The following is a 15029-nucleotide window of genomic DNA, read 5'->3' on the forward strand; positions in this document are numbered from 1 at the left end:
CGGCCGTAGCACCGAGGCCGCACACCGGATCCACCAGGCCGCGGTCGGCGACCCCATGATCACCAGCTGGGGGCGAGCCCCGCGCTCGCCGCCGAGGAAGGGTCCGCAGATGGCACCCGAGGACGACGGCGGGCCCGCGCCCGGCACGGCGATCTTCTCCGCCTTTCCCGCCGACGACGAGGTCGGCCGCGACCTGGCCGCCGTCGACTGGGCGGCGACCCCGCTCGGCCCGCCGGAGGACTGGCCGCAGAGCCTGCGCACGGCGGTCAGCATCCTGCTGTCGTCCCGCTTCTCCATGTGGATGGCGTGGGGGCCGGAGCTGACGTTCTTCTGCAACGCCGCCTACCGCCGCGACACGCTGGGCCACAAATATCCGTGGGCGCTCGGGCGGCCCGCCGCCGAGGTGTGGGCGGAGATCTGGGGCGACATCGGCCCCCGCATCGACGCCGTGCTGCGCACCGGGCAGGCGACCTGGGACGAGGCGCTGCTGCTCTTCCTGGAGCGGGCCGGCTACCCCGAGGAGACGTACCACACGTTCTCCTACAGCCCGCTGCGCGACGACGCCGGCGCGGTGGTCGGCATGCTCTGCGTGGTCAGCGAGGAGACCGAGCGGGTCACCGGCGAGCGGCGCATGGCGACCCTGCGCGACCTCGGCTCCGATCCCAGCGTGGTGCGCACCGAGCAGGAGATGCTGGCCTTCGCGGGGCGGCAGTTCGGCCACAACCCGCGCGACCTGCCGTTCACGCTGACGTACCTGTTCGATGACGACGGCAGGGCGCGGCTGGCCGCCTCGACCGGCATCGCGGAAGGCCATCCCGCGGCCCCCGCCGACGCGGCGGGAGTGTGGCCCGCCGAGGCGCTGGCGGCGGGCAAGGCCACGCTGGTCGAGCTGGACGGCGACCCGTTCCGCGACCTGCCGTGCGGCGCCTGGGCGGAGTCGCCCACGCGGGCGCTGGCCGTGCCGCTGCTGCAGCAGGGCAGCGCGCCCTACGGGTTCCTGGTGGCCGGGCTCAACCGCTACCGGCCGCTGAACGAGCGCTACCGCGGCTTCCTCGAGCTGGCCGCCGGCCACGTCGCGGCCGGCATCGCCTCCGCCCGCAGCTACGAGGCCCAGCAGCGGCGGGCCGAGGAGCTGGCCGAGCTCGACCGCGCCAAGACCGTCTTCTTCTCCAACATCAGCCACGAGTTCCGCACCCCGCTCACGCTGATCATGGGACCGGTGAGCGAGCTGCGCGCCGCGCTCGCCGACGCCGAGCCTCAGGTCCTGCGGGACCTCGAGGTCATCCACCGCAACGGGCTGCGCCTCGGCAAGCTCGTCAACACGCTGCTCGACTTCTCCCGCATCGAGGCGGGCCGCATGCAGGCCCGCTACGAGCCGGTCGACCTGGCGGCCGTCACCGCCGAGCTGGCCAGCGTCTTCCGCTCCGCCGTCGACAAGGCCGGCCTGGTCTTCCGCGTGGACTGCCCGCCGCTGCCCGAGCCGGTCTGCGTCGATCGCGAGATGTGGGAGAAGGTCGTCTTCAACCTGCTCAGCAACGCGCTGAAGTTCACTTTCGACGGCTCCATCACCGTCGCCGTCGGCGCACGCGACGGGCAGGCCGAGGTGACGATCTCCGACACCGGCATCGGCATCGCCGCCGACGAGCTGCCCCGCCTGTTCGAGCGCTTCCACCGCATCGAGAGCGCCCGTTCGCGCTCCAACGAGGGCAGCGGCATCGGTCTCGCGCTCGTCCAGGAGCTGGTGGGGCTGCACGGCGGCACCATCACCGCCGCCAGTGCCGAGGGGGAGGGCACCACCTTCACCATCCGGCTGCCGTTCGGCTCCGCGCACCTGCCCGCCGGCAGCGTCGTGCCCGCCCGCTCGGCCGAGCCGGTCCCCGCACTCGGGAACGCGTACGTGCAGGAGGTCATGCGCTGGCTGCCCGAGGACGATCCCGGCGGCGAGCTGCCCGCCGGCGCCCGCTCGGCGGTGCCCGGCGACGGCGCGCCGCCCCGGGTGCTGGTCGCCGACGACAACGGCGACATGCGCGAATACCTCGTCAGGCTGCTCAGGGGCGCCGGTTACCAGGTCAGCGCCGTCGGCGACGGCCTGCGCGCCCTGGACGCGGTCCGCGCCGAAGCGCCCGACCTCGTGGTCAGCGACGTCATGATGCCGCACCTCGACGGGCTCGCCCTGGTCGCGGCGCTGCGCTCCGACCCCCGTACGGCCGGGGTGCCGGTGCTGCTGCTGTCGGCCCGCGCCGGGCAGGAGGCCGCCATCGAGGGGCTGTCGGCGGGCGCCGACGACTACCTCGTCAAGCCGTTCTCCGCGGCCGAGCTGCTGGCGCGGGCCAGGGCCAACGTGGAGCTGGCACGGATGCGCAACCACCACATCCGCTGGCGCAACGCCATGATCGACTCCTTGCAGGAGGCGTTCTTCGTCACCGACGAGGACGGCGCGGTCATCGAGATCAACGCGGCGTTCACCGACATCCTCGGCTACGGGACCGACGGCCTGCCGTACACGCCGATGCACCCGTGGTGGCCGGACCAGGACGCCGACCCGCAGGGCCACGCGCTGGCCGCCGAGCTGTTCGGCCGGCTCGTCGGTGAGGGCAGGGGGAGCGGCGTCATCCCCGCCGTCCACCGCGACGGCCACCAGGTCTGGATCGCGGTCACCTTCAACGAGGTCACCGACCCCGACACCCGCCGCCGCCGGGTCGTCGGCACGCTGCGCGACGTCACCGCCGAGCACCACCTGGTGCAGCGCGAGAGCGCGCTGGCCGCGCTCAGCATGCGCGCCTCCCAGGCCGACAACCTCGCCGGCGCCCTCTCCGGCGGCCTCGCCGCCCTCCAGGAGGTCTGGCGCGCCAGACAAGTCCTCGCCGCCCTCTGGACGGACGCGGAGGCACCACTTGCTCCCGCGGAGGGGCCGCCCGTTCTCGTTGGTGTTCCGGACGGCGGCGGCTGGGACGAGCTGCCCGAGCAGGTTCAGGGTGCGCTGAGCGGGCTGCGTGAGCAGCCGCCGCTGCGGCCGGTCGCCTCCGAGACCGATGGTGCCGGCATCACACTCGAACATCCCGAAGGGCTGCTTGCCGTGTGGGTGGATCTGGGGCAGAACCGGCCCTTCTCCACCGAGGACCGGACGCTGCTCGCGCTGCTGGCCGGCCACCTCGGGCAGTTGCTGCACCGCGTGCACCAGCTCGACCAGCAACGCGAGGCCGCCGTGGCGTTGCAGCGGGCCATTCTCGGCCCGTCCACGCTGCCCGACGGCTTCGCGGTCCGCTACGAGCCGGCCGGCCGCCCCCTGGAGGTCGGCGGCGACTGGTACGACATCGTGCCGCTGGCCGGCGCCCGCATCGGCATCGTCGTCGGCGACTGCGTCGGCCGCGGGCTCGGCGCCGCCACCGTCATGGGCCAGCTGCGCAGCGCCTGCCGTGCCCTGCTGCTGCAGAACTCCAGCCCCGCCCAGGTGTTCACCACCCTCGACAGGTTCGCCGCCCTCATCCCCGGCGCCAAGTGCACCACCGTCTTCTGCGGGGTGCTCGACACCGCCACCGGCGACCTCGTCTACGCCAGCGCGGGCCACCCGCCCGGCATCCTGGCCCGCGCCGACGGCGGCACCACGCTGCTGGAGGGCGGCCGCTCCACGCCGCTCGCCGTCCGGCCCGCCCGGCCCCGCTCCGAGGCGACGTGCACGATGCCGCCCCGCTCGACGCTGCTGCTCTACACCGACGGGCTGGTCGAGCGGCGCCGCCGGCCGCTGACAGCAGGCATCGACCAGGCCAGCGCCGCCGTCCAGGACGGACGGTCCACCCCGATCGAGGACCTCGCCACCGAGGTCATGGCCAGGCTCGCCCCCGACGGCGGCTACAGCGACGACGTCGCCCTGCTCCTCTACCGGCAGCCCGCGCCGCTGGAGGTCGCCTTCCCCGCCGAGTCCAGCCAGCTCGCCCCCGTACGCTCGGCGCTGCGCACCTGGCTCAGCCGCTGCCAGGTCACCTCGGCGCAGGCGCAGAGCATCCTGGTCGCGGCCGGGGAGGCGTGCGCCAACGCGATCGAGCACGGCCACCGCGACAGCCCCGGGGAGACGATCCGGCTGCGGGCGGTGGCGACCGGCGACGACGTCCGCCTCACCGTCGCCGACACCGGCCGGTGGAAGGCGCCGCAGCCGGAGGCCAACCCCCACCGAGGCCGTGGCGTCGCCCTCATGCGCGCCCTCATGCAGGAGGTCACCATCCAGCCCGGCGCCGCCGGCACCATCGTCGACATGCATGCGAGGATCGCCCGATGACCGCACCCCTGAGCCTGGTGACTTCAGAGCTGCCCGACGGCACCCCGGTGCTCGCCGTCACCGGCGAGGTGGACATGAGCAACGCCGCGACCCTGGACGACGCGCTCACCAGGACGTCGGGCGCCACCGTGCTGGTGGACCTGAGCGCGGTGGAGTACCTCGACAGCGCGGGACTGACCGTGCTGTTCTCCCATGCCGGGCGGATCAGGGTGGTCGCCAACCCGCTGCTGGAGCCCGTCCTGGAGATCTCGGGCCTCGTGGACGTCACCACCGTCACCAGGAGCGAGGACGACGGCTGACCCCGGGGGGCACGGAGAAGGGCCGGACCCGAGCGGGGTCCGGCCCTTGTTCAGCTCGTACGAGCTGCGGCTGCACGCTTAGAGGGTGGCCCTGGCGGAGGCCTTCCACGTGTTGCAGGCGGCGGGGGAGCCGCTGTTGTAGCCGCGCGTCATCCAGGTCGCCTGGGTGGGGCCCCTGCCGTGGTCGTTCTGCGGCCAGCCCTTGGCGCCGTTCTTCCTGAACCAGTCCACGGTGTAGTCCCACTCGCGGTCGGTGAAGTCCGGCTGTCCCTGCAGCGTGGACATGAACACCGCGGAGAAGCACTCGGCCTGCAGCTCGGAGCGGCGCGAGAGCGCCAGCTGCTGCGACTTGCTCGCCCTGGCGCGGGCCGTCCAGTAGTAGCTCCAGATCTTGGAGATCTGCTGCACGTGGTGGCCGTACTCGTGGGCGACGAGCCGCGTGATGCCCAGCGGGAACGGCTGGCGCAGCTGCGTCTTACTGATCCACATGTACATCGTGCGGTCGGCGGAGCAGTAGACCGCCTCGGCGCCGGTGTTCCACTTGCCGCAGGGCGTGTTCACCTTACGGGTGACGATGCGCAGCCGCGGCTTGGAGAAGGGCAGCTTCGCCTTGCGGAACTGGCGGGACCACGCGTTGTTCAGGCAGGTGGTCACGCGCGTCAGGAACCGCTTGTACGCGGCCGTGCTGCCACGGGGGAGCGAGCCCGGCCGGCAGTTCACGTCGACGAAGCGCCCGGACCGGTAGATCCGGTTGGCGGTCGCCAGCGACTTGTTGGCGAGCGCGGCGCTGCTCTGCGCGGCGCTGTTCACGGCCGCCGGAGCCGGGACCGCCTGCGCCGGAGCCGGCAGTGCCTGCTGGCTCTGCCGGCTCACCGCGGAGGTGGAGGCCGAGGCGGAGCCGGCCATGACGAACACTTGCGAGGACGCGGCCACGGTGAGGGCCACGCCCGCGGCCGCGATGGCCGCGAGTCTGGAATGAGGAAGGTTGTTCATATGTGCCTAAACAGTAGGTCAAGTTATGGCAGGTTGGGGCGAGATTGACAAAATATGTACAAAGAGGCTCACGATGCGTAGGCGACGGGAGAGTTTAGAGTGCTGCCGCATGGGCATATTTGATTGGTTGACCGACACCCGCGACTCCTACGACACGGTCGCCGAGAGCTACGCCGCGTACGTGCGTGACGCTGTCCAGGAGCGCCCGTATCTGCGCCTCCCGCTGGAGCTCTTCGCCGAGAGCGTGCGCGCGGCGGGCGGCGGCCCTGTGGCGGACGTCGGCTGCGGCTCCGGCCACGTCACCGCCCACCTCGACCGTCTCGGCGTGAGCGCGTACGGCATCGACCTGTCGCCCGCGATGATCGATCTGGCCCGCCGCGAGCATCCCGGGCTGCGCTTCGAGGTCGGCTCGATGACCGAGTTCGACGCCGAGCCCGGCTCCCTGGGCGGCGTCATCGCCTGGCAGTCCCTGATCCACCTGCCAGACGACGAGGTCCCGGGCGTGCTCGCCCGCTTCCACCGCGCGCTGCGGCCGGGCGCGCCGCTGCATCTGCTGTTCCACGTGGGCGGCGACGTACGGCTCAAGACTCAGGGGTACGGCGGTCACCCGATGAGGGTCCGCGTCCACCGCCGCGACCCCGGGCAGATGGCCGGCTGGCTGCGTGCGGCCGGGTTCGAGATCGAGGCCCAGCTGCTGCTGGAGCCGGATGGTGAGCGGCCACAGGCGTTCGTCTTCGCTCGCAGGCCGGCCTGAAGGTAATGCCTGCGTTACCTCGAAGAGGGTCGCCTTCGTGATCGCGCCGGGCGGGGCGCCTCCCGTGAGATGGGGGGCATGTCTTCTTCGTCTTCACACGCAGGCGTCGCCGGGCGGCCTGTCGTCGTCCGCGCGGTCGATCTGACGCGCACGTTCGGCCGCCGCGGCTCGCTGGTGACGGCTCTTGACCGAGTCTCCGTCGGGTTCGAGGCGGGCCGGTTCACCACGATCATGGGGCCGTCGGGGTCAGGGAAGTCGACGCTGCTGCACTGCCTGGCGGGGCTGGAGCGGCCGACATCGGGGTCGGTGCTGATCGGGGAGACCGACCTGGCACGGCTGCCGGACGGCAGGCTGACGACGCTGCGGCGGGACCGGCTGGGGTTCGTCTTCCAGGCGTTCAACCTCATCCCGACGTTGACCGCGGAGGAGAACATCACGCTGAGCGAGCGGATCGGCGGCCCCCGCATCGATCGGCAGTGGATGGCCCGGCTGGTGCGGGTGCTGGGGCTGGGTGAGCGGCTGGGGCACCGACCGAGCGAGCTGTCCGGCGGCCAGCAGCAGCGGGTCGCCATCGCGCGGGCGCTGGCGCACTGCCCGGCCGTGGTGTTCGCCGACGAACCCACCGGCAACCTGGACTCCCACACGGGCGGCGAGGTGCTGAGCTTCCTGCGGCTCGCCGTCGAGCAACTGGGGCAAACGGTCGTGATGGTGACACACGACCCCGCGGCCGCCGCGGCCACGCACCGCGTGGTGTTCCTCCGCGACGGGCGGGTCGTGGACGAGATGGACGACCCGTCGCCCGGGAACGTGCTGCGCCGCCTCTCTCAAGGAAGGCCGGCCGCGTGATCACGCTGGCCTGGCGGAGCCTGACGGGCCGCAAGGCGGTGATCCTGGCGGCGCTGCTCTCAGTCGTGACAGGAGCCGCGCTCGTCACGGCGACCCTCCTGATCGCCCGCGCCCAAGATCGGCAGGGCGCGGCGAGCGTGACGAGCTGGCGCTTCGCGGCGGTGGACGCGGTGGTGAAGCCACCGGCGAGCGTACGGCTGACGAGCGGGCTCACGCTCGACCTGCCCGCGCCGCCCCGGCTGACCGAGCGGCAGATCGACGCCGTCCGCGACGCCCCGGGGGTGACCTCGGCCGCCCTGGAGACCCCGTTCCCCGCCTACCTCGTCGCGCGGGACGGCACGGTGGTCGGTGACGCGTTCACCCGTTCATGGGGGCATCCCTGGTCCACCGCGGTGGCGGACGGCGCCGCACTGATCGACGGGCACGCACCCAGGAGAGCCGGCGCCGTGGTGATCGACGAGTCCGTGGCGGCGGCGGCCGGCGCCGGCGTGGGCGACGAGGTGCGGATCCGGCTCGCGACCGGGACGGAGACGTACACCGTCAGCGGCATCGCGCGGCGCGCGGGCGAGCAGTTCGAGCACGCGCTGTTCTTCACCCCGGACACGGCCGAAAGGCTCGGCGGCGCGCCCGTGCTGGCGCTGGTGTCCACGACGGACGTCGCGGCGCTGCACGACGCCGTCCCCGGCCTGGTGGTGGTGACCGGCGCCGCGCGGGCCGGCAGCCTGCGGCTCGACCTGCGTCAGGCCGAGCTCGCGGGCGGCTCCAGCGGGTTCCTGACGGTCATCGCGTCGCTGGCGCTGACGCTCGCCGTGTTCGTCATCTCCAGCACCTTGACCGTCTCCATCGGGCAGCGGCGCAGGGAGCTGGCGATGCTGCGCGTCGTCGGCACCCGGCCGCGGCTGCTCCGTCGAATGATCGTCTGGGAGGCGGTCCTCATCGGCGCCCTCGGTGGCGTCGCCGGCACGGTCGCGGGCGTCGCCCTGGCCGAGCTGGCGCGGCGGTTCTTCGTCGGTCAGGGGCTCATGGCCCGGGACTCGGCGGTGAGCGCGGAGCCGGTCGCGCTGCTGGCCGGATTCGGCGCGGCGGTGCTCTCGGCGCTGGTGGCGGCATGGCTTCCGGCCCGCCGCGCCACGCGCGTCGCACCACTCGACGCGCTGCGCGAGTCCGAGATCCCCGCCCGTCAGCCGAGCCGCGCACGCGCGGTGTCCGGCGGGGTGCTGGCGGCGGCGGCCGTGGCCTGCCTGGCCGGAGCGTTCGCCCTGGGCGGCCCGGTGCCGACGCTCAGCGGCACGATCGCGATGCTGCTCGTGGTGACGGCGTTCCCACTGCTCGCCGGGGCCGCCGCGCTGCTCGGCCCCGACTTGTTGCGCGGCGTGCTGGTCCCGGCCGGTCCGCTTCTGCGCCGCTGGTCCGGCGGATTCCTCGCCGAGCGGGCGATCCGCTCCGACCTCCGCCGGGCGGCGGGGGTGTCGGTTCCGCTGACGCTGCTGGTCGCGGTCAGCTCCGTATTGCTGCTCCAGGACGGCGCGAACGCGCAGGCGCGTTCCAAGGTGTACGCCGAGCAGGTCACCGCGGACGCGGTCGTGGCCGGAGGCGTCCAGCTCGGCGTGCCGTTGAGCGCAGCCGGCGCGGTCGCACGCACGCCCGGTGTCGCGGCGGCGTCGGCGAGCGTCTCCGCGCGCCTCGTCATCGACGACCCGCCCACCTCCCGCTCGAACGGCACCGTGACCGGCGTCGACCCCGCCGGTTTCCGCGAGGTGCTGTCCTACGACGTCGTCTCCGGGAGCTGGGCGGAGTTCGGCGCGGGCGGCATCGGCGTGTCGCACCTCGTGGCCGAGGACAAGGGCTGGCGAATCGGTGACAGGGTCAGGTTCCTGTACCCGGACGGGATGCCGGGCACCGCGGTGGTGCGCACGACGTACCGCGACCCGATGGGGGTGAGCGACCTGATCATGCCGCTGCCGGCGCTCGTGCCGCACCTCCTGGAGCCCTTCGCAACCGCCGTGTACGTCACGTTCGCCCCCGGAGCCGACCACGTCGCGACCCTGGCCGCGATCAATGAGCAGCTGGCCGCGATCGCGCCCGGCGCGCACGCGACGGACCGGGACGCCCATCTGGCGCAGGCGGCCGCGCAGGCCGGCGAGGACGAGTGGATCATCCTCATGGTGGTGGCGATCCTGGGCGGCTACGCGGGCGCCTCCGCCATCAGCGTGCTGATCGGCTCCACCCTGTCCAGGCGGCGCGAGTTCGCCCTGCTCAGGCTGGCGGGAGCACGACGGTCGCGGATCACGGGCGCGCTCTTGGCCGAGTGCCTGCTGGTCGCCACCACCGCCGTCGTCACGGGCGCGGCCATCGCCGCGGCGACCATGACCGGGTACGGATACCTGCTTACCGGTACGATCTGGTTGCCTTTCACGGGTGCGACCTTCTTCCCGATCGTCGCGTGCGCCTACCTGGCCGCCGCGATCGGCACGCTCGCCCCCGCTCACACCGCCATGAAGGTGGCCGCGCTGGAGGCGGTGCGCTGAGATGATGCTCCGGGAAACGGCAGGCGAGCACGCGAGGACGGAAGCTGTGGCAGGTTCGGCCTGGACGCCGGTCGACGGCCCGGGGGCCGCGCTCCGCCGCCATCCGATGCGGTTGCTGGTGACGTCCTGGCCGTGGAGGTCGCTGGCCTACCTCGCCACCACGCCCCTGATCGCGTTCTCGTGGCTGGTGACGTGCTGGCCGCTGCTCGTTCTCGCCGGGCTGCCGCTCGGGCACGTGGAACGCCGGCGGCTGCGGTGGATCGACCGGCGCGCCACGCCCAGCCCGCACGCGCCCGCCACGGCACGGGGACTCGCCGGCTGGGTGCGCCTGCGGTCCTGCGAGCGATCGACCTGGACTGAGCTGCTGCACGGCGCCCTGCTGCTGCCGCTGTCGCTGCTCGACCTCGCGCTCGCGTCGGTCGCCCTGCTCATGCCGGTCATGATGGTCGGCTCCGGCGCCGCCCTGCTCGTTCTGCTCGTCCTGGGCGTCGATCCCGGCACGGTGACCACGGTGCCCGATCTGCCGGCCTCGGCGGGGGCGCAGCTCGGGTTCGCGTGCCTGGGCGTCGTCTGGTTCGCCGCCGGCCTGTACGCCGTGACCCTCGCCGCGGAAGGCCGGCGGCGACTGTGCAGAATGCTCGTCAGCGAGCCCTCGCAACCCCTGCGGGCGCGCCTCGACGAGGTGACGCGGTCACGCGTCCGCATCACCTCGGCCTTCGACGAGGAGCGGCGGCGCATCGAGCGCGACCTGCACGACGGGGCGCAGCAGCGCCTCACCTCCCTGGTCATGACGCTGGGAACCATGAAGTACGAGCTGCGCCGCGGCCACGACATCGGCCCGCTGGTCGACCAGGCGAGCGCCGACGCGCGGCAGGCCGTCGACGAGCTGCGCGACATCGTGCACGGCATCTACCCGTCGGCGCTGCGCGAGCACGACCTCGCCGAAGCGTTCGACGACCTCCTCTCCCGTGCCCAGCGCGCCGGCCTGACCACCGGCACAGACCTCGCCATCCCGCCGGACCTGCCGACGGGCGTCGAGGTCGGGCTGTACTTCGCCGTCAGCGAGCTGGTCACCAACGTCACCAAGCACAGCGGAGCCACCACCGTGACGCTGCGCGCGGCCCCGACACCGCACCAGACCCTGCTCGTCACCGTCGAGGACGACGGGCACGGCGGCGCCGCACCGGGCAGGGGCACCGGGCTCGTCGGCGTCATCGACCGCATCGAGACCCTGGGCGGCCGCGTCGCGCTCGCCAGCCCCGAGGGCGGGCCCACCCGGGTGAGCGTGGAGGTTCCGTGCGCGTCGTCATAGCCGAGGACTCCGTCCTGCTCCGCGAGGGGCTCGCCCGCCTCCTCGACGCCGCGGGCCATGACGTCGTGGCCGCCGTCGGCGATCCCGGCGCGCTCGTGGACGCCGTACGCGCCCACGACCCTGACCTGTCCATCGTCGACGTCCGGATGCCCCCGACCCACACCGACGAGGGCATCAGAGCCGCCCACCGCCTGCGCGAGGAGAACCCCGCCGCCCGCATCCTCGTCCTGTCGCAGATCGTCTCGGGCCGCGCCGCCGCCAGCCTGCTCACCACCGGCGAAGGCGGGCTCGGCTACCTGCTGAAGGACCGCGTCGGCGACGTCGAGGAGTTCCTGGCCGCCATCGAGACCGTCGCCGCCGGCGGCGAGGTCATCGACCCCCACGTCGTCCGCAAGCTGCTCAGCCGGCGATCACGCGTCGACGAGCTCACCCCGCGCGAGACCGACGTGCTCGCCCTCATGGCCGAGGGCAAGACCAACACCGCCATCGCGGAAGCGCTCGTCGTCAGCGAGGCCGCGGTCGCCAAGCACATCAACCGCATCTTCGCCAAGCTGGACCTGGGCACCGACGACTCCGTGCACAAGCGCGTCCAAGCCGTCCTCACCTACCTCCGGCGCTAGCGGATTTTACTCAAGGCGATATATCGCGCGATCTGTGGGTAGCGGAGGCTTCTCGCACACTCATGGAGGAAAAGCGATATGGGTTGGAGCTACCGGAAGTCCAAGAAGTTCGGCCCGTTCCGGCTGAACCTGTCCCGCCGCGGTGTGGGGCACAGCTGGGGCAACCGGCTGTTCCGCGTCACCCGTTCGGCGGACGGACGCCGTACGTTGTCGATCAACCTGCCCGGCGGCCTGCACTGGCGCAAGACCATCGGCAGCAGCCGCTGACACGTCGTGAAGGGGCGGGCTCCGGCCCGCCCCTTTACCCTGCCCGCCGTTTCACCGCCCCCGCTGGGGGAAGTCGGCGGCGGGAGGTGACCGCCATGGGAAAGCACGCATACGAGGGCGATGACGACGGGCGCGTACGCGGAGGCGCACCGCACCTGACCGGCGGCGGGCACCCGGGGACGCCGATGCAGGACGACGGGCCGACCTACGGGGTGGGCGCCGGCGGGCGGCCGCTGTGGAGCGAGCGTGACCGCGACAGCGAGCGCATCCACGCGCTGCTGCGCCGGGCGGGCTGCGCCGGTTTCATCGTCTCGGCCGGGGACGCCGGGTTGTTCCTGGTGACGTGTACGGACCCCTACCCGGTGGCGACCGGCCGCATCGTGGCCTGCGTACAGGCGCTGACCAGGGCCGGGATGGCGGTGGCGCCGGTCGTGGGCGACTCGCGCACCTTGCAGGTCAGGGTGACGACCTGAGCGTCAGGCGTCGGATGAGCGCCAGCGGCGCAGGATGGCCTCGTCGTCGCGGTCGCCGTGCCAGGACGCCTTCTCGTCGATCGCGTGCGGCAGCCACTCCTGATAGTCGGGCGCCTCGGGGGTGATGTCACGGGTGCCGTCGACGTGGGTGCCGTCGGGCAGCACGGTGGCGGCGGGGACGCGGAGGACGCCGCCGGCCAGCAGAATCGCGGTCATGTGCCTCATCCCCTCCGTGTGATACCGCGTGTGATGGCGTGCACTTCGATCACCACAGTCTCGTACCCCAGCATAGCGGCCGGATGCGCCGCCGCCGGGAGCCGTTCGTTCAGCCGATGCCGTACCGCCTGGCGAACCAGGTGTAGACCTGCTGGGCGGTGTGCTCGTCGTCGAACAGCTGGATCAGCCGCCGCGCCCGCCGCACCAGCACGCACGCGAACGCCTCGGCGTACAGCTCGGTGACCGTCTCCCGGTACGGCGGCGCCAGGTAGCGGGCGCTCCTGGCGTGCAGGTGCAGCCAGAACGGGCTCTGCGACGGCATGCCGTCCATGTCGTCGGTGGCGTGGCCCAGCTCGTGCGCCGCCACGCTCGCCGACGGCGACGGCACGCTGCCGACCCCGATGACGCGCCGCGCCGGGTCGTAGACGCCGGCGCTGCGGTCCCACCAGCCCTGCTGGACGGGCAGCGAGGTGCCGCGCAGGTGCTCGAACCCCGGTAAGTCCGGCACCGAGCCGGGCCCCACGATGATGCCGCCGTGGAGGTGGCCGGCCAGCCGGGTGCCGAGGACGCGCGGCACCGCCGAGAACGTCATGATCGCGAGCAGGGTCTCGGCCGGCGGGAACGCGCCAGGATCCCACGCCCTGCGCACCCGGTCTTCGAGCGCGCCGACATGGAGCCAACCCGGCCGTCCCCTGCTCTGGCTGGCCACTCACGTTCCCTGATCATCGCTCTTGCACCGGCGCAGGGCGGGCCGGCGGGGGAGCGCCCCGCCGGCACACCCGGCATTTGATCAAGAACCTTATCCATACGCGAGCCGCGCCGCATCTCGGCCCCTCCGGCTCAGCGGGTGACGCTGCAGGCGTCCCTGTTGAGCGAGATCCGGCTGGGCAGCGAGCTGTCACCCGTGTGACTCACGAGGTAGCCCATCGTGACGTGGGCGCCCGGTGCGATCGCGGCGTTGTGGGCCGCGGACGCGGCGGTGACCATGTCGCCTGACTGGGTGAGGTCGGTGTTCCAGTCGGAGACGACCTGCTGGCCGCGCGGCAGCGGGAAGCGCAGCGTCCAGCCGTTGATCGGGGCGGTGCCGGTGTTGGTGATCGTGAGGTCCACGGTCATGCCGGTGCCCCACGCCCGCTTGACGTACCGGACGTGGCAGGTCGGCGTCGCCCGCTCGAACGTGACGCGGTGCAGGCCGCCGGGCAGGTCGTTGACGACGTACAGCTCGCCCTCGGGCGTCGCGCCGAACGCGGTGACCTGTGTCGGCGTCTGGCCGAGCTCGGCCTGCTGGTAGCCGCCCTCGCCGTCCTCGCGCAGCGCCCACACCGTGGAGGAGCAGTAGTCGGTGGCGATGTAGGTGCCGCCGACCAGGTCGGCGAACCGCTCGCCGCGATACACCTCGCCGCCGATGACCGCGCAGCCGCCGGTGTGCGGCGAGTAGGTGAAGACGGGCTTGGTGTACGTCTCGTCCGGGCGGCACTGCGCCTCGTCGAACACCTCGAAGCCCTCGAAGCAGGACCAGCCCAGGTTCGCGCCCGCCTGGTCGGCCGGCTTGACGTGGTTGATCTCCTCCCAGCGGCCCTGGCCGACGTCGGCGATCCACATCGAGCCGTCGGCGTGGTCCACGGAGAAGCGCCAGGGGTTGCGGCCGCCGTACATCCAGATCTCGCCCCGCGCGCCCGCGACGTCCGCGAAGGGGTTGTCGCCGGGCACGCAGTACGCGAGGTCGCCGCAGGTCCTGCTGACGTCGATGCGCAGGATCTTGCCGAGCAGGGTGTCCAGGCGCTGGCCGCTGTCGAACGGGTCACCCGAGCCGCCGCCGTCACCGATGCTCATGTAGAGCATGCCGTCGGTGCCGAAGGCGAGGTCGCCGCCGTTGTGGTTGGTGTTCTCGGCGTGCTCCTGGGCGAGCAGCGGGTCGAGGCTGTCGTCGTCCATGTCGTACCTGGCGAGCGTGACCGCGCCGTCCGGCAGCGCCGTGTAGGCGAGGTACAGCTCGTGGTCGTCGGCGAAGCCGGGGGAGAGCGCGATGCCGAGCAGGCCGCGCTCATTGCCCGACTCGTCCACCGATGAGGTGATGTCGATGATCGGGTCGGGGGCGAGGCCGGTGTCGGGGTGGTAGACGCGTACGGTGCCGCGCTTCTCCACGATGAACAGCCGGTCCGTGCCGTCGTCCGGGGCGGCGATGGCGACGGGGCGGCGCAGGCCGAAGGCGACCTGGGTGGTGACCGCGTTGATCTCCTCCAGCGGCACCGCCGGCGCCGCGCTCGCGGCGGCCTGTGGCGGAGTGCTGACAGCGAGGAGGGACAGGGCGAGCAGCGTGGACGCGGCCCAGCGTTTTCCTGGCATGCCGGGGACGGTATAAGATCGTCCGCCGCCGTTACCAGGGTCGCGATCAAGACGCGCGGCGCCTTGCCGGGCCCCTTCGCTGGCCTGCGGTGATACGGCTGC

13 protein-coding genes are annotated in these 15029 nt (G+C 72.8%); 9 read left to right on the forward strand and 4 right to left on the reverse strand.

The features are described from left to right. Positions 1 to 109: 109 nt before the first annotated feature. The gene (locus AB0K12_RS36780) at positions 110 to 4273 is read left to right on the forward strand and encodes a SpoIIE family protein phosphatase (RefSeq protein ID WP_364571739.1); all 4164 of its coding nucleotides are present in this window, start codon (positions 110 to 112) and stop codon (positions 4271 to 4273) included. Further along, positions 4270 to 4572, forward strand: a complete 303-nt coding sequence (locus AB0K12_RS36785; RefSeq protein ID WP_364571741.1) for an STAS domain-containing protein — start codon at positions 4270 to 4272, stop codon at positions 4570 to 4572. The genes AB0K12_RS36780 and AB0K12_RS36785 overlap by 4 nt, the downstream gene beginning before the upstream one ends. A 78-nt stretch (positions 4573 to 4650) precedes the next feature. On the opposite strand, the gene AB0K12_RS36790 is transcribed toward AB0K12_RS36785, so the two are convergent. After that, on the reverse strand, positions 4651 to 5565 hold the full coding sequence (locus AB0K12_RS36790; RefSeq protein ID WP_364571743.1) for a neutral zinc metallopeptidase: 915 nt from the start codon (positions 5563 to 5565) through the stop codon (positions 4651 to 4653). A gap of 127 nt (positions 5566 to 5692) precedes the next feature. Here AB0K12_RS36790 and AB0K12_RS36795 point away from each other — a divergent pair, with 127 nt between their 5' ends. From AB0K12_RS36795 to AB0K12_RS36825, 7 genes are all read left to right on the forward strand, one after another. Beyond that, entirely contained in the window at positions 5693 to 6319 is a 627-nt protein-coding gene (locus tag AB0K12_RS36795; RefSeq protein ID WP_364571745.1) for a class I SAM-dependent methyltransferase, read from the forward strand. Positions 6320 to 6397: 78 nt separating this feature from the next. Further along, entirely contained in the window at positions 6398 to 7165 is a 768-nt protein-coding gene (locus tag AB0K12_RS36800) for an ABC transporter ATP-binding protein (protein WP_364571747.1), read from the forward strand. Further along, positions 7162 to 9693, forward strand: coding sequence for an FtsX-like permease family protein (locus tag AB0K12_RS36805; protein WP_364571749.1), 2532 nt, complete (start codon positions 7162 to 7164; stop codon positions 9691 to 9693). Before AB0K12_RS36800 ends, AB0K12_RS36805 begins: the two co-directional genes overlap by 4 nt. Before the next feature lie 46 nt (positions 9694 to 9739). Further along, complete coding sequence (locus tag AB0K12_RS36810; protein ID WP_364571751.1) at positions 9740 to 11005, forward strand: sensor domain-containing protein; 1266 nt, start codon at positions 9740 to 9742, stop codon at positions 11003 to 11005. Further along, positions 10990 to 11625: a response regulator transcription factor gene (locus AB0K12_RS36815; RefSeq protein WP_364571753.1), complete on the forward strand. Its 636-nt coding sequence runs from the start codon at positions 10990 to 10992 to the stop codon at positions 11623 to 11625. Before AB0K12_RS36810 ends, AB0K12_RS36815 begins: the two co-directional genes overlap by 16 nt. 78 nt (positions 11626 to 11703) lie before the next feature. Further along, positions 11704 to 11892 (forward strand): DUF4236 domain-containing protein, encoded by a 189-nt coding sequence (locus tag AB0K12_RS36820; protein ID WP_345405966.1) that lies wholly within the window; start codon positions 11704 to 11706, stop codon positions 11890 to 11892. A 95-nt stretch (positions 11893 to 11987) separates the two neighbouring features. Then, a complete protein-coding gene (locus AB0K12_RS36825) occupies positions 11988 to 12365 on the forward strand; it encodes a hypothetical protein (protein WP_364571755.1) in 378 nt (125 codons plus the stop codon). Between the two features lie 3 nt (positions 12366 to 12368). Here AB0K12_RS36825 and AB0K12_RS36830 read toward each other — a convergent pair whose 3' ends face one another. The 3 genes from AB0K12_RS36830 to AB0K12_RS36840 all read right to left on the reverse strand — a co-directional run bounded on the left by AB0K12_RS36830 (position 12369) and on the right by AB0K12_RS36840 (position 14927). Beyond that, positions 12369 to 12581, reverse strand: a complete 213-nt coding sequence (locus AB0K12_RS36830; protein WP_364374721.1) for a hypothetical protein — start codon at positions 12579 to 12581, stop codon at positions 12369 to 12371. Positions 12582 to 12690: 109 nt separating this feature from the next. Next, positions 12691 to 13290: a hypothetical protein gene (locus AB0K12_RS36835; protein ID WP_364374724.1), complete on the reverse strand. Its 600-nt coding sequence runs from the start codon at positions 13288 to 13290 to the stop codon at positions 12691 to 12693. A 131-nt stretch (positions 13291 to 13421) separates the two neighbouring features. Beyond that, complete coding sequence (locus AB0K12_RS36840) at positions 13422 to 14927, reverse strand: PQQ-dependent sugar dehydrogenase (protein WP_364571758.1); 1506 nt, start codon at positions 14925 to 14927, stop codon at positions 13422 to 13424. Positions 14928 to 15029 lie beyond the last annotated feature (102 nt).

The sequence above is a fragment of the Nonomuraea sp. NPDC049419 genome (assembly GCF_040676995.1).
Lineage (GTDB): Bacteria > Actinomycetota > Actinomycetes > Streptosporangiales > Streptosporangiaceae > Nonomuraea > Nonomuraea salmonea.